17 protein-coding genes are annotated in these 19,976 nt (G+C 58.9%); 8 read left to right on the top strand and 9 right to left on the bottom strand.

Going from position 1 to position 19,976, the window contains the following annotated elements:
- Position 1: 1 nt before the first annotated feature.
- The 5 genes from M653_RS0125400 to M653_RS0125420 all read left to right on the top strand — a co-directional run bounded on the left by M653_RS0125400 (position 2) and on the right by M653_RS0125420 (position 8,178).
- Entirely contained in the window at positions 2-1,222 is a 1,221-nt protein-coding gene (locus M653_RS0125400) for a glycosyltransferase (RefSeq protein WP_027145853.1), read from the top strand.
- A gap of 126 nt (positions 1,223-1,348) precedes the next feature.
- Entirely contained in the window at positions 1,349-2,719 is a 1,371-nt protein-coding gene (locus M653_RS01000000133475; RefSeq protein ID WP_245262330.1) for a polysaccharide biosynthesis/export family protein, read from the top strand.
- A 205-nt stretch (positions 2,720-2,924) separates the two neighbouring features.
- On the top strand, positions 2,925-3,851 hold the full coding sequence (locus M653_RS01000000133480) for a sulfotransferase (protein WP_051442799.1): 927 nt from the start codon (positions 2,925-2,927) through the stop codon (positions 3,849-3,851).
- A gap of 164 nt (positions 3,852-4,015) precedes the next feature.
- Complete coding sequence (locus M653_RS0125415; RefSeq protein WP_245262332.1) at positions 4,016-5,557, top strand: lipopolysaccharide biosynthesis protein; 1,542 nt, start codon at positions 4,016-4,018, stop codon at positions 5,555-5,557.
- A 140-nt stretch (positions 5,558-5,697) separates the two neighbouring features.
- Entirely contained in the window at positions 5,698-8,178 is a 2,481-nt protein-coding gene (locus M653_RS0125420) for an RTX toxin (protein WP_245262334.1), read from the top strand.
- Between the two features lie 263 nt (positions 8,179-8,441).
- Here the strand turns inward: M653_RS0125420 and M653_RS0125425 are convergent, their stop codons facing one another.
- From M653_RS0125425 to M653_RS0125450, 7 genes are all read right to left on the bottom strand, one after another.
- A complete protein-coding gene (locus M653_RS0125425) occupies positions 8,442-8,942 on the bottom strand; it encodes a nucleoside kinase (RefSeq protein ID WP_027145856.1) in 501 nt (166 codons plus the stop codon).
- A gap of 114 nt (positions 8,943-9,056) precedes the next feature.
- Positions 9,057-9,311 carry a hypothetical protein gene (locus M653_RS1000000136060; RefSeq protein ID WP_156938267.1) on the bottom strand — a complete coding sequence of 85 codons (255 nt, stop codon included), beginning with the start codon at positions 9,309-9,311 and terminating at the stop codon, positions 9,057-9,059.
- Positions 9,312-9,389: 78 nt separating this feature from the next.
- On the bottom strand, positions 9,390-10,385 hold the full coding sequence (locus M653_RS0125430) for a nucleotidyltransferase family protein (RefSeq protein WP_027145857.1): 996 nt from the start codon (positions 10,383-10,385) through the stop codon (positions 9,390-9,392).
- Positions 10,375-11,541 carry a PqqD family protein gene (locus M653_RS0125435; RefSeq protein ID WP_027145858.1) on the bottom strand — a complete coding sequence of 389 codons (1,167 nt, stop codon included), beginning with the start codon at positions 11,539-11,541 and terminating at the stop codon, positions 10,375-10,377. The genes M653_RS0125430 and M653_RS0125435 overlap by 11 nt, the downstream gene beginning before the upstream one ends.
- A gap of 94 nt (positions 11,542-11,635) precedes the next feature.
- Complete coding sequence (locus tag M653_RS0125440; RefSeq protein ID WP_245262337.1) at positions 11,636-12,652, bottom strand: hypothetical protein; 1,017 nt, start codon at positions 12,650-12,652, stop codon at positions 11,636-11,638.
- Complete coding sequence (locus tag M653_RS0125445) at positions 12,649-13,482, bottom strand: hypothetical protein (protein WP_156938268.1); 834 nt, start codon at positions 13,480-13,482, stop codon at positions 12,649-12,651. Before M653_RS0125445 ends, M653_RS0125440 begins: the two co-directional genes overlap by 4 nt.
- 7 nt (positions 13,483-13,489) lie before the next feature.
- Complete coding sequence (locus M653_RS0125450) at positions 13,490-14,770, bottom strand: O-antigen ligase family protein (protein WP_027145861.1); 1,281 nt, start codon at positions 14,768-14,770, stop codon at positions 13,490-13,492.
- 404 nt (positions 14,771-15,174) lie between these two features.
- Between M653_RS0125450 and M653_RS0125455 the strand changes: the two genes are divergently transcribed.
- Positions 15,175-15,423: a hypothetical protein gene (locus M653_RS0125455; RefSeq protein WP_027145862.1), complete on the top strand. Its 249-nt coding sequence runs from the start codon at positions 15,175-15,177 to the stop codon at positions 15,421-15,423.
- Between the two features lie 125 nt (positions 15,424-15,548).
- Here the strand turns inward: M653_RS0125455 and M653_RS0125460 are convergent, their stop codons facing one another.
- Complete coding sequence (locus M653_RS0125460; protein WP_280940120.1) at positions 15,549-16,136, bottom strand: sugar transferase; 588 nt, start codon at positions 16,134-16,136, stop codon at positions 15,549-15,551.
- 571 nt (positions 16,137-16,707) lie between these two features.
- On the opposite strand from M653_RS0125460, the gene M653_RS01000000133485 reads away from it, so the two are divergent.
- The gene (locus M653_RS01000000133485; RefSeq protein ID WP_156938269.1) at positions 16,708-17,775 is read left to right on the top strand and encodes a hypothetical protein; all 1,068 of its coding nucleotides are present in this window, start codon (positions 16,708-16,710) and stop codon (positions 17,773-17,775) included.
- A 143-nt stretch (positions 17,776-17,918) separates the two neighbouring features.
- On the opposite strand, the gene M653_RS01000000133490 is transcribed toward M653_RS01000000133485, so the two are convergent.
- Complete coding sequence (locus tag M653_RS01000000133490; RefSeq protein ID WP_084636857.1) at positions 17,919-18,677, bottom strand: response regulator transcription factor; 759 nt, start codon at positions 18,675-18,677, stop codon at positions 17,919-17,921.
- A gap of 949 nt (positions 18,678-19,626) precedes the next feature.
- Between M653_RS01000000133490 and M653_RS0125475 the strand changes: the two genes are divergently transcribed.
- The coding region (locus tag M653_RS0125475) for a GTP-binding protein (protein WP_027145864.1) at positions 19,627-19,976 on the top strand (350 nt) is incomplete at its 3' end.

Below are 19,976 nucleotides of genomic sequence, written 5' to 3' on the forward strand. Positions count from 1 at the left end.
AATGAAGATTGTTCATGTGCTCACCAGACTGCTTCGGGCAGGCTCCGAAGAGAATACATTGGCCTGCTGTCTCGCTCAGGCGCGGCATGGCCACGAAGTGCTTTTGGTTCACGGCCAAGAATACGATGCTGGATTACGGGCGTCGGTTGCCGGAGCCATCAGGGTGGTGACTCTGGAAAAACTGATCAACTCGATTTCGCCATCCGGTGACATTTCCGCATTCGGGCAACTCACTCGCCTTATACGCGATTGGCAACCTGACATCGTGCACACACATCAAAGCAAAGCCGGGATCGTCGGTCGCCTTGCCGCCAAGGAAGCCAATGTCCGTTGCATCGTACATGGCGTGCACATTTTACCTTTCGTGCATGTGGGCAACGCGCAGAGGCTCATGTTCCTGGCTGCCGAACGCCTGGCCGCGAAAGTCACGCGCGCTTTCATCGATGTCAGCCAGGCCATGCGCGACATTTGCATCGCCAATCATTTGGGCAGTCCCGATCAGCACCACGTCGTCCATTCCGGTTTCGATCTGACACGCTTCGCGAACGCGCAATGGCCGCAGGAGCCGCATCTGCTCCTGGGAACGGCCGCCGGAGAGCCTAAGCCACCGGTAATCCTTATGCTGGCCGCACTGGAACCGAGAAAACGCCATGTAGAGTTCATTGAAGCATTTGGGCAAGTCGTAGACCGAATCCCAAACGTGCGACTGATCCTAGCCGGTGAAGGGCCGACTCGGTCCGCTGTTGAAGCGGCGATTGAACGATCCCCGTTCGCAAACAACGTTCGCATGATCGGCTACCATTGCGAGCCTGAACGACTAATCAGCCTGGCCGATGTATGTGTGCTGACGTCCATGCGAGAAGGACTGCCTCGGGTCGTAATGCAGTATCTGGCGGGTGGTCGAGCCAGCGTTGTCTCGCACCTGCCGGGCGTGGAAGAAGTGGTGAAGCATGGCGTGAACGGAATTGTGACGCCAGCAGAAGATGTTGGCGCCGCAGCGGCGGCGATCGCCGACCTTCTGCAAAATGAGCGCTATCGCGCTCAACTGGCTGCCAGCGCGAAATTCACCGACCTTTCGTCATGGGGGATGGATGCCATGTGCGACAGGGTCGAGTTGATTTATCAGTCCGTTCTTGAGTCAGCTCTCTCAGCCGCAAGGCCGAATGACCCGCGAATTCGCGATAGCCTCGCCAAGCAGATCGTAGGACTGCACGGATTTTGATCCCTTTTGCTCCCGCGACGGAGCCCGGATTTCCAGGCTTAATTCTCGACAACGAATACCTGCCGTGACGTTCCGCCGATGAATGTCGACTGGTCCTGACGGCAGCATGACAACGGGAGTACGAAGATGCGTTTGCGTGCCAACCATCAATTTCCATCCAAGCCTTCGCTGCAGGATTGGTGCCGATGGCTATTTCCAAGATCCGGACCCGTGGCCGGCCGCATGCTCGCAATGATTGGTGGCCTCGCCATTGCCGTTGTTCTGCTCGCGGCAGACGCTTCCCGTGCCGATGGCTATACATTCGACACCGGCGACGTTCTGCGCGTATCCGTGATTGGCGAGACAGCCTATCCTCTGGAAGTCGTGGTCGATGATCGGGGCTCGATATCACTTCCCATGTTGGGTGATGTCCAAGCCCGCGGCCTCAGCAGCGTTGCCCTTTCGCAGGCCATTCAGCGTGCATTCCAGCAGCAGAAGCTCATCCTCGAGCCCTACGTGAAAGTGGAGATCGGCCAGTACCGGCCATTCTTTATTTCCGGGACGGTTGCTCATCCAGGATCGTACCCGTTTCAACCCGGCATTACGGTTCGCCATGCACTCGCCATAGCAGGCGGCTTTCGGGCTACGACCGCGGGAAACACGGAGCCGGCCCTGCAAATAGCGGATCTACGCAGTGCGCGCGCAGGTCTGGCGATCGAGGAATACCGTCTGAAGGTTCGGCTTGCCCGGCTCCAGGCGGAAAGCCGACAGGACAAATCCTTCGTTGCCCCGCCGGATCCGCCAGTCGAGTTTGGCGTCCACTTGATTGACGACATCGTAGCATCCGAACAAGCGCAGTTGGACGCCCGCCTTGCCGCATATCGGGACGACATTTCCTACCTTGATGTCTCGTTGGAGCGGGCCAGGAAGGAAGCGGATATGGTCGCTGCCACTCGAAAGGAACGAGAAAAGACCGCGGACATTCAACTCGAGGAACTTCAGTCTGCCCGGTCATTGCGGGAAAAAGGCCTGGTCACCAATTCGAATGTCATGACGGCCGAACGAGCACATACCAGCTATCGCGCCGAACTTTCGCAGACCGAGCTGCAGCAGGAACAGGCGCAGCAGGCGATGCTGACCGCTGAAAGCGAGCTGCGAAAAAAGAAGCAGAGTTATGAAATGGACTTGATCTCGCAGACCCAAGACACGCAGGTCGAGCTGGGGAAAATTCAAAGTCAAATAAGGTATGTCGCCGACAAGCTTCTCTTTATATTTACATATGGCGAACAGAGGACCTTCGACGACTTGCAAGGCTCCGTGAAGATTTCGATCTTCAGGCGCGACCAGAAAGCCGCCCACGACATCGTCGCGGATGAAAACACGGAAGTCAGAGCTGGCGACGTCATTGAAGTCTCGATTGTGGCCAACAAAGGGTTCTACGCCCCGGACACTTCCGGAACAACGGCGATCCCGAATGCGAAAGGCCCGGCGCTTCAGCCAAGCCTTATCGGTCAATAGCAAGAACACATGCCCGCTTCCTCGGTCACGGCTTCGCTTCAGGCTGCGGCCTCGCTCCGCAACGATCGTGGGTTCGTTGGGCCATGATCGGGCGGACCTTTGAGGGACCAGATCATGCGTGCGTTCAGAGACCAGTAGCCGCGCGGCGGAGCTTTTCACGCCGGTCGGCGCGATCCTGGCTAACCTTTAGAGACGGAGACCTGCCATGACAGCAACAGAGCTGAAACCTCCGATTTTCCTGATCGGCAACTATCGGTCTGGAACCACAATCGCACAAAAATTAATCGGGCTGCACCCCGACATCGTTACCTGGTACGAGCCGAAAACAGTGTGGCTGTACGCCGATCCGGCGCGGCGTCATGACGAATTCGTCGAAACCGACGCTACTGATAGGGTCGCTCGCTACATTCGCGGCAGATTCCTTGAATATCAGTCGCAACACGGCGACAGACAGATCATGGAAAATACGCCTGCCAATGTCCTGCGGGTGCCGTTTGTTCACAAGATATTTCCAGATGCAATATATCTCTATATAACGAGAAATCCTTTTTCTTACATAAGCTCGATGGAACTTAAATGGCAGCGAGCTAAATCTTTAAAAGGGCTAATACGGCTCTTGAAGATGACGCCCGTGTCACAGATTCATTATTATGCAAGGGACGTTCTGAAGCAGGTGGTCACAAAAAGGCTGCTGGGGAAGAAATACACATCGATCTATGGGCCACGGTACAACGGGATAGATCGGGATTTGAAGGAGAACGAGAAACTGACGGTGATCGCGCGCCAGTGGGCGCGCGGCAATCGAAAGGCTCGCGAAGATCTCGCCAAGCTGGGCAATGGCCGCGTTCTATCTTTTCGCTACGAGGATTTGATACAGGACCCCGAGTTGGTCTTGCGGCGAATCTATGAGCATTGCGGGCTGAACTGTACTGACGATATCGTCCACAAGGCCAAGGAGATGATCGATCCCGGCCGCCAGCAGAAGTGGCTCCGCCTCGAACGGAAGGATTTGACGGCGATCATACCGGAGATCCGGGATGAGATGGAGTTCTATCGCTACGAAATCCCCCCGCTCCTTCAAGAGGAAAGGCGCGCTGGGCGGGCAAGCGAGACCGCTGCCGAGGCCCTTTGATGCCCGATGCGCACGCAACTGCAAAATAGATGCGGTGAAGCTGAGTGTCTAAGGGTACGGATGTCCCTTACGCCGTATCCCGGCAATAACGAAAATGACCGTGGCGCCGATGATGACGTCACAGGCGTGTCGCCGAGCATCCCCTGCGGCTCGGCGCATCCAGGATGGACGCAGTGGTCGCCTTTTTAGTGGAGAGAGATGTGAGCAACAACCGGCGGGGGCTGGCGAAACAAAGTGTCGTGGGCATGTTCTGGACGGGCCTGTCGATGGGCGCCCTCGCGGTTGCCGAGCTCGTCGCACTTCTCGTCCTGGCCCGATTGCTCTCGCCCAATGAGTTCGGCCTTTACTCCGCGGCGCTGATCGTCATCAAGTTTTCGGCGATCTTCCAGGGACTTGGCATTAGCCCCGCAATCGTCCAGCGCCCGGTCCTGGAAGAACGACATCTTCGGGTAGGATTCACCTTGTCGTGCCTCCTCGGCCTTGTTGTGTCCGCCCTGGTATGGGCGATGGCACCGGCAATTGGCGGTCTGCTTCGGCTCCCCGATCTTGCTCCGATCGTTCGTGCCATCTGCTTTGTGTTCCTTTTCCAAGGCGCTTCCATGGTGGCATTGGCCGCAGCCCAGCGCGCGCTGCGGTTCCGCTGGCTGGCGCTCGTCGACGCCTGCGCCTTCGCCGCTGGCTACGTCGTTGCCGGTCCAGTGCTGGCTTGGCTCGGCTTCGGTATCTGGGCCCTTGTCGGCGCGCTCCTGATCCAGCAATTCATCCGCATGGTCGTGCTGCTCGCTGGCCAGCCGCATCCGATGCTACCTTTGCTGGAACGCCGCGCCACCGTCGAGCTGCTTTATTTCGGAAGCGGTTTCACCATTGCCCGGATATGCAATTACCTCGCCACCCAGGCGGACAGGCTTGTCGTGGGCCGCTGGCTCGGAGCAGATGCGCTTGGCCTGTACGGCCTGTCGTCACAGCTGATGACGACGCCGGCGGTCATCGTCGGGCAGGTTCTCGATCGAGTGCTGTTCCCGACCATGGCTCTGGTCCAGGAGCAGCCGGCGCGGCTTGCTCGTGCCTATCGCAGCGCGGTCGCGGGTTGCGCTCTGCTGGTCCTGCCGGCCAGTGTGGTCGTAGCGATCGTCGCGCCGGAGTTGGTTGCGGTCATTCTCGGGCGGGGATGGGTGGGAGTAGTCGCGCCGCTCCAGATACTAGCGTTCAGCATGCTGTTCCGGACGAGCTACAAGCTCAGCGATTCCGTCTCGCGCGCAACAGGGACGGTCTACGCTCGTGCCTGGCGCCAGGCGGTTTTCACCATCGGCGTCTTCGCCGGTTCCCTCATAGGGCAATTCTGGGGCATAGAAGGCGTGGCGTTCGGCGTCGGCGCGGCCTTCGGGATCAACTTCTTCCTCATGGCACAGTTGAGCCTCCGCGTGACCGGCATGACATGGGGGGATTTCCTTGCGGCGCACCTGCCCGGGCTCGCGCTCGCGGGTGTTGTCGGGACTGGCGTCTGGGCAGTCGTGGACTGGCTGCGCGAGTTCCATCTATCGCCTCTTCCCCTGCTCATCGATACGGCATTGCTGGCGTCCGTCGTAGGCTTGCTGCTGTGCTGGATCCTGCCGTCGCTGTTCCTTGGACGGGACGGCCTATCACTGCTGCGCCTGCTCGCGGCCGTGGCGCCTGCCTGGCCCAGGTTGAAGAAGGCAACAGACTGACCAGCAGGACATTCGGGCCGCGGCTTTCATGCGCCTGCGATACGGTGGCCATTCGCGCCTGGGGTATGGGAACTGACCTCCTGTCGGGCACGTCGCGATGCCGGCTTTAATCACGGGAAATTGGGGAAGGGAAATCCAACATGACTAAACTGACCGAGGTTGGCGCGAAATTCCTGATGACTGAATTCGGCAGCGATGCAGGCATTGGCGGCGACTGGCTGAACATTGACGATTGGACCCGGCCGAGCGGAAAAGAGAGCGGCAACGAGACGGGTCATGTGCTCTCCGATCTTGGCGAAGCGCTTGTTGCCGAAAACGGCCCGGGCAGCCACTCTCCGAACTTGGAACCAGCCGCGAGCAAGCTCGATCTCACTTCCGAGCATGGGATCGTCCCGCCATCGGTAGACGATGGCGGATTGAAATTCACCGGACAGGCCGAGGTGCCGGCTGAACTTGCCGTCCCTCTGGACAGCACCTTCGTCGACAGCTCCCGGAATCACGCGGACAGAAGCGTCACCTACACCGCCCCTACCGTTGCAAACACCGGCACGGTCTCGACAGGAGGCGCTGTCGCCACCAGCAGCCTCCTCGCCGCCAGCTCAAGTGCGATCGACCCGATTTTCGAGACCAGGGTGGCGACCGCAGGCGACGACGTCGAGGAGAAAGGCTCCGGTACGATTGGGACCAACATCAGCGATCTGGAGCTGGGTTATGACGGCAGCACCCGCCAGACCGTCGGCCTTCGCTTCACCGGCATCGACATCCCTAAGGGTGCCATCATCACCAGCGCCTACATCCAGTTCCAGGCCAACGAGGTGAAAACCGGCGCGGCCTCGCTGCTGATCCAGGGCGACAACACCGACGACGCCAGCCCCTTCACCAGCGCCGCCTTCAATGTCTCCTCGCTTCCCCGGACGACGGCTTCCGCCGCCTGGACACCGGACCCGTGGACCATCGTGGGCGAACATGGCCTTGCCGAGCGCACGCCGGACCTTACGGCTATCGTCCAGGAGGTCGTCAACCGCTCCGGCTGGGTGGCGCTCAACGACATGGCCTTCGTGATCAGCGGCACCGGGACGCGCACTGCCGATTCATACGAGTACAATCCCGCCAGTGCACCGCTGCTGCACGTCGAATACCTCTTGCCAGGATCCGGCAAGCCGGTGGCCTTCAACACACCCGCCGATAGCAATTCAGCCACCAACGAGATTAACGAGCTCGCCGCGGCCGGTGCCCCTACCGGAATTACTGCTTCGGCCACCGACCCCGATGCCGGATCGAGCGTCACCTACAGCATCAACGATGCGCGCTTCGACATCAATTCCAGCACCGGTGTCATCACGCGTTCGGCCGTCGGCACACTCGACTTCGAGACCCAGCCGTCCATCAACCTGACGGTGACGGCGACCTCCTCCGACGGCAGCACCGCCAACAAGAGCTTCACTCTCGCCGTCCTCGACAGCCCCGAATCGGTCGCATTCAACGCTCCGCCCGATGCCAACACCGCGGCCAACCAGATTCTCCAGAATGCCGCGGCCGGCACTGCCGTCGGCATCACCGCTTCGGCCAGTGATCCCGATGCCGGCTCGACGGTCACGTACACGATCGACGACTCGCGCTTCGCCATCAATTCCAGCACCGGGGTCATCACGCGATCGAGCAGCGGCACACTCAACGCCCAGACCGAACCGACAATCAATTTCCACGTCAAAGCCACCTCATCCGACGGCAGCTTCGATACTCACACTTTCACCGTTGACGTCACCGGTAGCAGCCAGCTGCCGACATCGGTGACCCTGGCCCATACCATCCTGACCTCGCAGTGGTCGCCGCCGAGCCCCGATCCTACGGACATCGTCTATATTTCTCATCTTGGCACGCTGCTGGTTGCCGACAGTGAAGTCGATGAAATGCCCATTTTTACCGGCAAGAATCTCTACCAAATGAACCTGGCCGGCAATCTTATGGGAACGCTCAGTACCATCAACTTCTCGGACGAGCCGGCCGGGGTGACTTATAATCCTGCTAACCACCATCTCTTTTTCTCGGACGACACTGGCACGAAGAGCGTCTACGAGTTGAACCCAGGCAAGGATGGGCTTTACAATACGTCCGACGATATCGTGACCTCATTCAAGACCGCCGCGTTCGGCAGCAAGGATTCGGAGGCTCTTGCCTACGACACAAAACGCGGAGTGCTCTATCTCGAGGATGGCTCAAACCATAACATTTACACCATCGCTCCGGGCCAGAACGGCAAATTCGACGGCGTCCCAAGCACGGGCGGTGATGATGTCGTGACGAGTTTTTCTGTGCAATCGCTCGGAAACCCTGCTGACGGGGGCCTCGCGTATGATGCGGTCCACGACCTGCTTTACGTCATCGTGTCACGCACCTCGGTGGCAATGATAACGCCAACCGGGGATCTGCTGGGCACGCTCGATATCTCGGCGGCCGACGCGCATAAACCGGCCGGATTGGCGCTGGCGCCGAGCAGCGACGATCCGAGCCATCATATGAGCCTCTATATCGTCGATCGGGGCGTGGACAATAACACGGATCCAAACGAGAACGACGGCAAGATCTATGAATTCCATTTGAACGATTGGGTAATCGCCTGATCCGGCACGGCTTCGCGCCTTCAAGTCAGTCGTTAGGGCGTCCGGCAATCCGCAAGCTGCCGGTCGGCTAGTCTCAGCGCCGCCAGTGAGCCGTTCAGGCGACTACAGCATGTCGCGGCAAATAGGATTCGCCCGACCTGCTGTAAGCTTCTGATTTTATGCATGTCGTTATTCCGGAACCGAGGACACTTCCGGGCGACATGCATTAGCGTCTTCCCGAACCATTCGAATGCTTCCATCCCATTCACGATGCGTTCGGGGCTTCAGGCGAGTTGAGCGAGGATATCGTCGACAACGCCTGGGACCGTGCCCGCCGTGTCGATATCGATGCCAACGGGAAGATATTCTCGGGTATGATGGTAGCGCAGTACCAGCCGCCGCTCGGCCGGATCGAAACCTGGCTCATTCGGTCGCCCATCCAATCGTCGGTTCAACGTCTCAACGTCTACGTCGAGCACAAAGACCTTGTCGAATAAGTCCAGGAATTTCTGGAAATTGCGCGACCCGCCACAGAAGAAGGTGGCAGGATGGGTGGTGTCGGCAGCAATGGCCCGGACCTTGTCGACGGGCCAAATCCAGTGCGCGTATCCCCAGGCGATGCGATCCTCGCCTTCGGGTGGTCCTGGCAGTGCCTTGCCTGTTTCGGGGTCGCCGACATAGGCCAAGACCCGGTCACCATGGACGACATGATAACCCCGCCGCTCCAGTTCGGTAGCGACAGACGTTTTTCCAGTGCCGGAACCGCCTTCGCCAACGTGTGTCAGCGCCGATAAAAAAAAGCCCGGACCGCCGGCGGCACTCTGGGCGCCGCAAGCGGTCTGGGCTTTCACGAAGGGCTGAGCCCTATGTCGTCGAGACGCTGTTTTTCAGCGACCTGCTCAATGATCTTTTTTCACCTGGCCGGGCGGACCGACGTGAATATGGTTCTCGTCTCCCCAACCATTGCCGGGGCGTGTGCCGCCCGATTTGGCAATTGCCTTGGAGTTCAAGCTTGTGCCGAGCAGAAGCGTCACAGCCGGCGGCGTAACCGCCGCAAAACGTCCCGCCTTCTTAAGAAAGTCACGGCGCGCTTGAGCCTCCGAGACCAGCGTCTCTTGCGTCCGTTCCGAGCGTTTTGTGCTTTCTATTGACATTTCGACCTCCCACAAACTTTCTCAATTCGCAGGTTGATCTTACGCTTTCCATACAGGCGCACTAGTTCCCCAAAAGGCTTAGATTTTCGTGCGAGGATTGAAGAGCGTGCGAGCGACGCGATGCAAGGGGTCCGACGGCCCACGTTTCGCCAACCCGTAGGCGCGTGAAAACCGCCATATGCCCCACATCAAATTGCCTGCCAGGCGCAGCGGGGCGCCAATGATGGGGTGGGTCGCCGTAAAGACGCGCCTCCAGTGCTGGAAACGGACCATCGGGCGTTGTGTACATTTTGCGGGGATTCTGGTTCCAAAGAAATGATGCAAGGCCAAGAGCTGGGTGTCGAGCGCATTGCGGGCGCTCCGATCCGGCATGGATTCCTGCAGTGACATCCAGTCCACGTCCTCGCTTTCCGCCAATCGGGCCAGATCATGAAGGTGCCTGAGATCTATCCTTCCGCGCCAGTAATCTCCCTCCTTGAGAAGGTCGTGCACCATCCAATGCAGGGCGCGAGACCGAGCGGGAGGAATGTTCACCCGAAGTCCTCCGAGTTGGACGAGTTCGGGAGGGGCATAGCAGGTTGGTTGGCTCGGCCGAAGTTCCAGCATTCCGGCGTCATGCTCGCGGGCCATGCCTCGGGCGCCCGCCACATCGACGTAGCCAAGCTCTTCAAGACAGGTCCGGGCGAACGTCTCTTCGCGAGGGTCCACGGCTAGATCGAGGTCACTCGTCATCCTGCTGGGAACCTGGCCGCCCGGCGAAAGGAACAGAGGAACGGCCCCCTTGAGCAGAAACGGTACGATGTCGCGGCCATTGAGGGCCGCAATGGCTTCACGCAGTTGAGTACGCAAGCGCAGGTTCCGTTCGCGATTGCAGTCGTAAACGAACCGAAGGTACTCGCGCACGTCCTGCGGGAGTTGATGGATTTGTCCGGCCCGAGCGAGTGACGAGAACAAATCGGGTGTGAGCAGAGTGTGATTTGCCAGAGCGATCACGGCCTGCCAGTCGGCGCTGTCGGTCGGAGCGCCGCGAAGTCCGGCGACCAGCGCCTTAAGCGCGTTGCCTCTACTCGTCATGGCATGCTTTCGAGATTAGCTGTACCGCATCATCAAGCCCGGAATAGGTCAGGCAATAGGTTTGCGCCGAGCCGATGAGTTGGGTGAGCACTTCGAAAGCGGTGCCACTGAGCTCTCCGCCGGGTGCCAGCGCGCCGTTGAGCAGGCCGCGCAATGCGTGAGCCGGATCGATCGGCTCCAGGCTAGCTTTCGTGTCACGACCTCGACGGAGCAGGACCACACAGCCGATGGGTAGGGGAGCGGGAGGCAAGGGCACGAACGCCTTGGGCACGGCAAATCGTACACGCTTGCGGTCAGGGCGGCGACAGATCGGAACGGCATCGAGGCCGGGGCAGTATTTGGCCAGCAACGGCCATGCTCCCGCCTTGACCGCCGGGGCAAACGGAAGGCCGACGCCATGCCCGCTAGAGTCCAGCAGCGTCACATCATCGGCGACAAAGCCAAATCCTGCATGGACCAGTGCCAAGGTCAGCGTCGTCTTGCCCGCGCCCGGATTGCCACAAAGAAGGACGATGCGTTCATTTCCGAGAAGCGCAGCCGCATGGAGGGCAAGTTCATATGCGCCGTAATCCAGAACCTCGGTCAGCAATTGCCCCTTCAGCATGACGGGTAGTTCGTCGAGGGAGCAGGACAAAATCCACTTGCCATCCCGCAACAGATGGACTCTCCCTCCCTGCCCAACCACTTCGAGCAGTACGTCGGCAGTATCTCTTTTGACCTCGAGGTGGCGAAATACGGAAATCGCGGGAAAGGCGTAGGCTGCCGGATAGACGATGCGTATGTTGAGGCCCGCAACTGCGACCACCTGGCTCAAAGGCTTTTGAGCTGACGAAGCGGACAAGGGCGCGCAGGGCCGTATCAGGTTTAGCCGCTGCCAATCTTCGAGTGCAGCCTCGACATGCCTGTCTGCCTCAAGTCTATCAACGCCACTGCGCGCCATCTCGACCGAGATGGCGTGCGGTGGCATGCCTTCTTCCAGAGAGCGCCAGATGTCGGCAGCAGTATCGTTGACGGCGAAAATGGCCTTCTGGCAAGGGCTGAACAGGATATTTTGTCCCCTGACGCGTACCAACCGCCCCTGGATCACAAACCTCCCAGGGCCGTGATCGGCGGATCCTGATGCCACACTTCTGTCAATCGCCTCGTGCTGGTTCATCGCGGTGACGGTCCAAGCTGTTGTTGCAAGCAGGGTGCATGCGAGCGCCACCTGTCTTTGCAGTTAGGATAATCATTGCCGACGGTGCGACTTCTCACAGCAATTCGTCGGAGAACCGGCCCACGTCCTGATGCGCCGCGATCCACTGGAGATGCGCCTTGTTCCAATATTCGCGGGCGTTGGCGCCCATCAGCAATCTGAAACCAGATGGCGGCAGCGGCAACGAGGAGGGGATTGGCTCGTCGGGCAGCCACAGCAAAACGTTGTCGCGGCTTTCAATCGTCAGCCGCCATGTTCTTTCCAGGCGATGGAATCCACGCATGTTGGCCGCGGCCAATGCGAAAACCGATTCCGTGATCCTCAACCTGGGCGACTGATCGACAGCCTTGATCGGCGCCTGATGTGTGATTTCGCCCTTGGACAGAAAGGCATGCATGCGAATGAGGGATTTGTCGACCCGCACCGTTTGCCCTGTTCCGTCCCGCTCGTTTGACGCAGGGTCCAGGCTGATCCCCGAGAAACATCCGTCAAACAGGCAATCTTCGATGATACCGCTGAGGAGATAGTCGTTCTCCACCGCATCATCCCTGATTTCGCTGAGCCAGCACCCTTTTAGGCGAAAGCCGTCGGCGTGCTCGGCGAGGCGAATGCCATCCCAGCAGCGACGGGCACGCACCCCCTCAATTGTCGCATCGGTGGTTCCGTCCCTGACAAGCAAAGCCGCGCTGTTGCAGTAGGTGTCCCGCCAATCAGACGTCAGCGGTACCTGGCCGTCGAAGCGGCCGCCGACAAAGCGAACCCCTGGACAGTTGCGGATGACGACGGGATAGCGATTGACCGGCAACGTCCCCTCGTCGCAGCCCATCGTCGCGCTGGGATCGCTGTTTCTGCTGTTGGCAACCGTGAAGGAAGCATTGCGAGCGTTGATAGTTGCTCCCGGCTGGAGATTCCGAATTAATTGCTGTTTGAAGCCATACTCACCCGCCAGGACGAACTCGTTGCCTCCCGGCGTCTGTCCGCCTTGCGCTCGGAGCGAACTCGGCAACAAAGCGATTACAGGGTACAAGCCAGCGACGGCCATGAAAGAACGGCGGTCCATTTTCGTGCTCATTGACCTACCCTATCGCACAGCCGATGCCGTTCAAGGCAGGCCAGTAGCACCGCATCGAGAACCCTTTCGGCGACGTCTTCGGGCGACGCAAACCTCTCCACGTTGACCGCCACCAGTACGCCGGCGTGATCTTCCGTTCCCATCCTCCACTCAAGATCGGTCGCAATCTGGCGGCAAGCACCGTCCGCGGTCGACCACAGATCAAGGTCGCGGTCAGGAGATGTCCTTTGCATCCGCGAGGACCTATCGCCCCTTTTTAGAAGTCGATCTCGTGCCACGCCGATCTCGCCGTGCAGATGGACAAAAGCAATATCGTGCACGCCAATGGCGAACAGGATATCAAGCCACTTCTCGGATGTTGCCCCACGCCTGCTCTTAAGCAAGATGGACAGGAATCCCTGCAACAGGCCCTGGTCCATGACAATAATTGTATTTCTTCCCTGTCTCTCGCTTTGAACATAAGCAATCAGAAACGAAAGGTTCCAGATGACTCTGACTGTGTCGACAATCGATGATTGCCCACCTTCGATGACAAAGCGCGCAATTCGTGAGAGCAGCGAGCGAAACTCACGATCCCTCAGCTTTGGTGCAACAATACCTATTCTGTAGATCTGGCGGTCGATGAACTTTCTTGTCTCCGACGCCACCCGCACATCACCCACCAACGGGCCGTGCCGCCGCAAACCGCTAGCCAACAGGGTGGTTGCGGTTGTCTTTCCAATCCCGGGGAGACCAAAGAATTCCACAAATCGAATGCCTGTTTGAAGTGGGCGTGGTTCGACGTTTGGCGCCAAGCCTGCCGTCAGGTCACGGACTGTGTGCGAAGCCATGGGAATTTCAATGTTGAAAGAGCTGGGACCCTGGAACCGCGTACAATTTCGGACGCTCAGGGCCGGTCTGCAGTGATCGTTGGATGCCGCGATAGAAGATGAGCAAAGCCAACGGCAGCCAGAAGAAAGGCGCTGTCGATGGACCGAAGGAGTCGCTCATCTGGTTTGCGATGATGTAGTTCCACAGGGAAACCGACGTTCCAAGCACCATCACATTCACTTCCGCCGCATGGTCGCCCCCCTTGTCATTGCCGAACAATGTGCAGAACACGACCCTGACCAGATATGCCATGACCACGAGAACCAGCATCGACACCAACGCCAAGCCGGGCACTCCCAGTGTTCTAAAGAAGTCAATGAACAGATTATGGCTATGGGGTGCGATATCTTGCACCCATTGCCCTGCCCCCACACCCGTGAACGGGTGCGACAGGCCGAGATCGATCGATATAGACCACAGTCGCTGCCGCGATACCACCGAATGCGCCTCGCCTCCGGAAAGTTGAAGGGCCAGCAGGCCGTAAGCCCGTGGATTTAGGAACTGCAATGTCAGCAGGCTCGCTTCGAACAATATCGGAGCGGCAATGGTTCCCACGATTACTTTTAAAGGACTCTGCTTTCTTCTGATTAAATATATACTGTATAGCGCAAAGAAAAGACCAAGGCCCACCACTCCGAGAACGAAGTTGGTCTTCGAACCCGATTTCACCAAACCCAGGAGCACGGCAGCGAGGCAGCCCATAAGGAGAAGTCGGTGCCGGCGGGATGTGACCAGCTTCGCGGCGACAAGCGGCAGACCAGCCGACAACGCGATCCCGAGTTGGTTCGAATGCTTGAAATAGCCTTCAGCCCGATCGGCGAATCTGGCATCGCCCAGCCCGATTGCGACCAGACAGGATGTTACGACAGTCATGATGACTATGGTCGTCACAACCCTGTCGATTGCCACGAGACCCTTCGGTCTCATGGAGATCGCCGCGACTGCTGGAATGATCGCGAAGCCAAACACTTGTGAGAAAACCGCGCGCATCGTCCTCATCGGATTGTCTGCGTAGAGCATCGACAGTAGAGAGAGAACGATGATGACAGCAGATATCGTCAGCACCGCAGTCGTCAGGGCGGCTTCAATCCGATGGAGGCGTCTTGCTGTTTCCGCATAGGCACCGACACTTAGCAGAGCGCAGAACAGTGCCAGCACGAAGGAAAGTGAGCCATCCGTTCCGGCAATCCGCGTGGCGCCAGGGAACCAGATGGACAGGATCAGCAAAAGGACAGATACCTGAAGCATAGGTAGAATGTCACGTTAGAGGCATTATGCGGGAACTGCGCGCCGACGCAGCCTCGCGTTGATGCGCAACATCCAGCGTCTTGTTGTCCTGAATAGCTGCACTGATAAACACAGGCTTGGCGTCCGTATCATAAATCATTGCATGCTGCCGCACGGCGGGTGAACTTCCGCATACCTATTTCCATGCAGCGTAGGCTCGGCGGGTGGCCAAGGAAATGAGCGAAAAGGGGGCATTCGGACAGGGTGCTCTACGCCTTTTGTGCAGCGCGGGGGAGTGTGCGGCGATTTCCCGCCCCTCGATCGCTCGGCGAGGCGGTGCAGCCGGATTGAGTGTTGGTACCGATTTCGCAGATGTGGGAGACTTGGAGATGGCACACTGAGTCTTCCACCCATAGGAGATCGCCGTGCTTTGGGGCCTTGTCGTCGTCGGTGTGATCGGCATTTTGCTGGGATTTCGTTTTCGAGTTGCCGCGCTCATTGTCGTGACCGCGGCGACTGTCGTGGGCGGCGTCGCTGCAGGCGGCATCGGCAGTGTATTTGATTGGCACCACCTCATCTCAATCCTGCTTCTCGTTGTCGTTCTACAGGGGGCCTACTTGCTCGGCCTCTTCCTTGGCGTAATCTGGCGCCAAGGCATGTCACGTGAGCAGTAATGGTCTGCGGCTGCCATTTCGCCGCGGCTGGCGGGCGCCGCACCTTTCGCCATTGCGATCGCGACAGCACGCTGCGGTTTTTAGGCAAAGCAATGCATCGGGCAAGAATTTGCGATGCGCATTGATCAAGACGCACGGTCGAATTTCATCACGGCGCCCACGGTCCGGACGAGAATGACAACATCGGCCCATAGGGACCATTCCCGCACATATCGGCTGTCGATAGAGACACGACTGGGATAATCCATTGCGTCTCTGCCGGCCACCTGCCAAAGGCCAGTTAGCCCAGGCCGGGTTTTTAGATAATCGATCGCAGAGGAGCCGTAACGTTGAAGTTCGTCGGGAACGACTGGACGGGGGCCGACGCAACTCATCTCGCCGCGCAGCACGTTGATGAGTTGAGGCAGCTCATCCAGGCTAGACTTCCTGAGAATGCGCCCCAGGAATGTGATCCGCGGGTCATTCTTGAATTTCCAATTCTGCTCCCACTCCTTGGCGGCTTCGGGATTGCTCGCGAGATAGTCGGCCAGGACCCGCTCCGAGTTGGCCACCATGGTCCTGAATTTGTAACAGGCGAAGCGCCTGCCGTTGAACCCGATCCGGGTGTGTGAGAACACCGCCGGTCCGCCGTCGGTCACCAATATCAAAAGGGCAACCGCCAGCATCACCGGCGCAGCGAGGACAAGCGCGATCAATGCGACGGTCATGTCCATCATCCTCTTGCGCCGGCCTCCAAGCGGACGGAGGTTTTGGCCGACGCGGATGCCTGGCCCGCGGTGCTTTATGTCAAAGGCGCTTATTGTCACGGATGTCACCAAGAAACGCTGCTGGTTTTGCTGCCCAACTTCACAGCGGCGCGTCATTCTCGGCAAGAGAAGCAAAGGAGGTAGCGCCGTACCCAGCGCTCGTTACCCCCTTAGCCTGATCCGAGCGTCGCAGGCGTAGCCTCGGTAAGTCTTCCGATCAAACGGGGTATCACCTAGCATCCGTTTGCTGCAGTAGCAGTTCGGGCAGGTTCGGCTGTATTGCCAAAGCGCGCATTGGAACGGGTTCGGCCACCAAGAGGTCAGAGGGCCAACCAATTTGGACCGTCACTCGCCTGGGCGAGAATAGAATAGACAGGAACTACTTTACCAAATGCGAAGGCCGCAAACGCGTCAGCCAACGCAATGCAGGAAATGCACGCGCATCGCGCCCAGACGAGACCGGCAGGGCAGCGGATCCGCTTAAAGGACATTGCCGGCCTACCAGATAGTGAGAGCGCGCAACGTGGTGCCCAGCTTCATGCCTACATCACGTCATTTTTCAGCAAGGTCGTTTGCTCGTGATGTTCCCGAGATCGACCGTGCCGAAGTCCTTGCTCTCGTGCGCAAGCAAATAGCCTTGCTCGATCTCGATCTCTCCGGCCTCACCGTGGTCGTTGGCGCTGCGACAGGATACCAAGCAGTGACTGCGGCAGCGGCGGCGCTCGCTAAGGCCAGCCGCGTCGTTGCGCTCACTCGCATATCCTCCAGACATCCGAGCCTGGCAGCAGCCGCGACCGCGACGTTGGCATTTGCCAATTTTGCCAACGTATCGGAATGCGTGGAAGTGACGGACCGCATCGACAGCCGCAAATGGCAGGACGTCGACCTCGTCACGAACTCCCTCCAGGTCGGAACGATTTCTAGATCGCTTGTCGAACTCTTACCCTCTCATGCGGTTGTTTCGCTAATGGCTGGACCATGGGAGCTTCGGCCTGGCACTGTGGACTTCGACGCCTGTGACGAGGCTGGCATTAAGGTTGCGGCTCTCAATCTCAACCATCCAGCCGTAGACCTGCTGCCAGAGTTCGCGCGGTTATGCTGCACCTTGCTGGACGATGCCGGTGTCGATCTACGCGCGGCCAAGCTCGCCATCGTCTGCGACACGCCCTGTGCATCATCCCTTGAATATGCGCTCCGCGAGCGCGGGGCGGGGGTAAGCGTTTTTTCGCACCCGGTGCTGCTGACCGACGATGCATGGGATGTCATCGTCGTAGCGATGCGACCCAGCGACAAACCATCAATGGACATCAACAGCCTGGGCCGAATTGGCCGGAACTCGAACCAAACGCTGTTGGCGCAGTTCAGCGGCGGGATCGATCGCTCGGCCGCCAGCTATTTCGGCCTCACGGTTTGGCCGCCGAAGAGGCCCGGCCGCGATCAGCTAGGCTTGCCACTTGACGTACTCGGAGCAGCTCCGACGGTCCGCAGGCTGACGGGAGGGCTGAAAGCCGCCGAAGCAGCATATCGGGGCGCAGAACTGGGCGAGGACAGTGTTGGATTCCTCGTGAAGGCAAGGTCCGCGACCATTGAGAGGCAACGCACTTAAACACCAGCGCGAGCGAGTCTGTTTCGCGAAAACGACCCGGACGGGTGTCCAACCACCTTATAAGAACAGCCAGCCCCAAAAAGGTCCTCTCAACGGGTCCGGCAATTGTTGCCGGACCCGTTAGGTAAAGTCCGAAGCAGCCGTCATAGCAACATCTGTCTGAGCTTGTAGGCTACTTCCGTGCGGTTCGTAGCCTTCAGTTTCTTCATGATATTGCGGATATGGACCTTGACGGTGCTCTCGCAAAGATTGAGTTCGTAGGCAATTATCTTGTTCGCCTTGCCTTTCCTGAGCGCCTCTACGACCGCAGCCTCGCGTATCGTGAACATGCCGGCGAGCGGCCGGGCACCGTTTGCCGTCGAGTGGATGATCTCTCGAAGCGCCAGCACGCAACTGGCGGGTACAAAGATCCCTCCCGCGCGAGCGAGACCAATGGCCTCGGCAGCGACTTTCACCTTCACGCTTGTGGGAATGTAGCCTCGGGCTCCGCATTCGAGTGCGGCGAGGACCTCCCCCGGGTCGTCGGAATCCACCACGACGATTACGGGTACGGTGCCAATCTCAGCAATGAAGTCCGTAAGTTCCGCCCGAACGCTCTGCTCGGAGACCTTTCTGGCGCCAAGAATGACCAGGATCGCGGATGGCTCCTCTTTCCCGGCAATGTGCTGGATTTCGTCAAGCGATCCTACCGCGCTAACGCGCAAAGTGGGATTGTGTTCGATAAGGCCACGAGCAAGGCATTCACGTTCAAGCGCTCGCTTGTCTACAATCAGGACGAGGCCTTCGCTTCGGTGCTCTTCTTCGACATCGGATCTGCCTAGACCATTCGCGCCCGGCAGATGTCCATTATGTAGCGGTACTGCTGCATCATTCCAGGAATCGGAAATTTGGTGAGGTCCCATCGCCTTACATACTCCTCTCCGTCGCCGACTTGCTTTTCTCCCTTTGATTTGGGCCCCGCAAAGCTTGTCAGACGCGTGAACTGATACGCTCCATCGTGTCAGGCTGCCTAGATTTAACCGGGGATTGGATTCAAGGAGTAGAGCATACGCCGCCCCAACGCACGGACGTATGGCCTCCCCGCCCTATGGAGGTAACCCAACCTAAAGGGCATACTACAATGCTGTGGAAAGGGCGCATTAATCCTGGTTAACAATTGGTAATTATATATTAGCTAGCTAATATGTCCAAAGGTATTACAACCTACAATTGCGTTCAGCTTGCCTCGCACCAATAAGCCGAGACAGGGGTTGCGACTGGTCATTTCCTGTTTGCCGGCCAACAAACCATACGGCCGCCAATCGCGGCGAACTCGGCGACCGAGGTGCGCATTGGTTCGACCTCTCCGCCACGGCCAAGCGCCTCGACAAGACCAAACCAGATCGATGGTGACTTGGTCAGTGGTTTCCCGCCAAGGCGGGAACGAGGGATAGTAGCAGCGCTGCAAGCCGGACCCCGCAAATCGCCGGAAGAGAGCGTGAGGCGGCGCCTGCACGTCACTGGCTGATCGGTCATCGGCGTTGAGCCCCGAATGCTGTCCTCATACTTCTTTCGTATGCTTTGCGCGTCTTGAGCATGAGCGCATATAGTCCGTTATCCCCCGGCGCCGGTTCTCACAAACTGCCCGTCGGTTAGGCCCGGTGTCCTAGCCCCATACCAACAAGGGGTGCCGGGCCGCTCCATCCAGGCCCGACTGAAGCCGCCGCCCCATCTGCGAGGCGACGGCCGCAATTGCGATCCCAGGCGTGCTGACCCGCAACAGGTCACGTTTGGCCCCAGCGGCGGATGGGCTTCACATCAGGGCTTGCAGGACCGATAGTCTCAACCTGAAGCGCGAGGGTATTTCTGACCATGCGCCACATCAAGGCAAAGAGCCTCGCTTCCACGGATGGCGTCCGCGATTATCTGGCCGCGCAGGAGAAGAAGTCGCTGCTGCGCTTCCTGACCTGCGGTTCGGTGGATGACGGCAAGTCGACGTTGATCGGACGCCTGCTGTCCGACACCAAGCAGATTTTCGAGGACCAGCTCGCCGCGCTCGAACGCGATTCGCGCAAGCACGGCACGACGGGCGACGACATCGACTTCGCGCTCTTGGTCGACGGCCTCGAGGCCGAGCGCGAGCAAGGCATCACCATCGATGTCGCCTACCGCTTCTTCGCCACGCCGAAGCGCAAGTTCATCGTTGCCGATACGCCCGGCCA

It is taken from the genome of Mesorhizobium sp. WSM3626 (assembly GCF_000513935.1).
GTDB lineage: Bacteria > Pseudomonadota > Alphaproteobacteria > Rhizobiales > Rhizobiaceae > Mesorhizobium > Mesorhizobium salmacidum.

What these genes read in the sequence shown, in the direction of transcription:
- M653_RS0125400 (WP_027145853.1), top strand. Translation starts at nt 2, where the DNA reads ATGAAGATTGTTCATGTGCTCACCAGACTGCTTCGGGCAGGCTCCGAA.
- M653_RS01000000133475 (WP_245262330.1), top strand. Translation starts at nt 1,349, where the DNA reads ATGCGTTTGCGTGCCAACCATCAATTTCCATCCAAGCCTTCGCTGCAG.
- M653_RS01000000133480 (WP_051442799.1), top strand. Translation starts at nt 2,925, where the DNA reads ATGACAGCAACAGAGCTGAAACCTCCGATTTTCCTGATCGGCAACTAT.
- M653_RS0125415 (WP_245262332.1), top strand. Translation starts at nt 4,016, where the DNA reads ATGGACGCAGTGGTCGCCTTTTTAGTGGAGAGAGATGTGAGCAACAAC.
- M653_RS0125420 (WP_245262334.1), top strand. Translation starts at nt 5,698, where the DNA reads ATGACTAAACTGACCGAGGTTGGCGCGAAATTCCTGATGACTGAATTC.
- M653_RS1000000136060 (WP_156938267.1), bottom strand. Translation starts at nt 9,311, where the DNA reads ATGTCAATAGAAAGCACAAAACGCTCGGAACGGACGCAAGAGACGCTG.
- M653_RS0125430 (WP_027145857.1), bottom strand. Translation starts at nt 10,385, where the DNA reads ATGACGAGTAGAGGCAACGCGCTTAAGGCGCTGGTCGCCGGACTTCGC.
- M653_RS0125435 (WP_027145858.1), bottom strand. Translation starts at nt 11,541, where the DNA reads ATGAACCAGCACGAGGCGATTGACAGAAGTGTGGCATCAGGATCCGCC.
- M653_RS0125440 (WP_245262337.1), bottom strand. Translation starts at nt 12,652, where the DNA reads ATGAGCACGAAAATGGACCGCCGTTCTTTCATGGCCGTCGCTGGCTTG.
- M653_RS0125445 (WP_156938268.1), bottom strand. Translation starts at nt 13,482, where the DNA reads ATGGCTTCGCACACAGTCCGTGACCTGACGGCAGGCTTGGCGCCAAAC.
- M653_RS0125450 (WP_027145861.1), bottom strand. Translation starts at nt 14,770, where the DNA reads ATGCTTCAGGTATCTGTCCTTTTGCTGATCCTGTCCATCTGGTTCCCT.
- M653_RS0125460 (WP_280940120.1), bottom strand. Translation starts at nt 16,136, where the DNA reads ATGGACATGACCGTCGCATTGATCGCGCTTGTCCTCGCTGCGCCGGTG.
- M653_RS01000000133485 (WP_156938269.1), top strand. Translation starts at nt 16,708, where the DNA reads ATGCCTACATCACGTCATTTTTCAGCAAGGTCGTTTGCTCGTGATGTT.
- M653_RS01000000133490 (WP_084636857.1), bottom strand. Translation starts at nt 18,677, where the DNA reads ATGGGACCTCACCAAATTTCCGATTCCTGGAATGATGCAGCAGTACCG.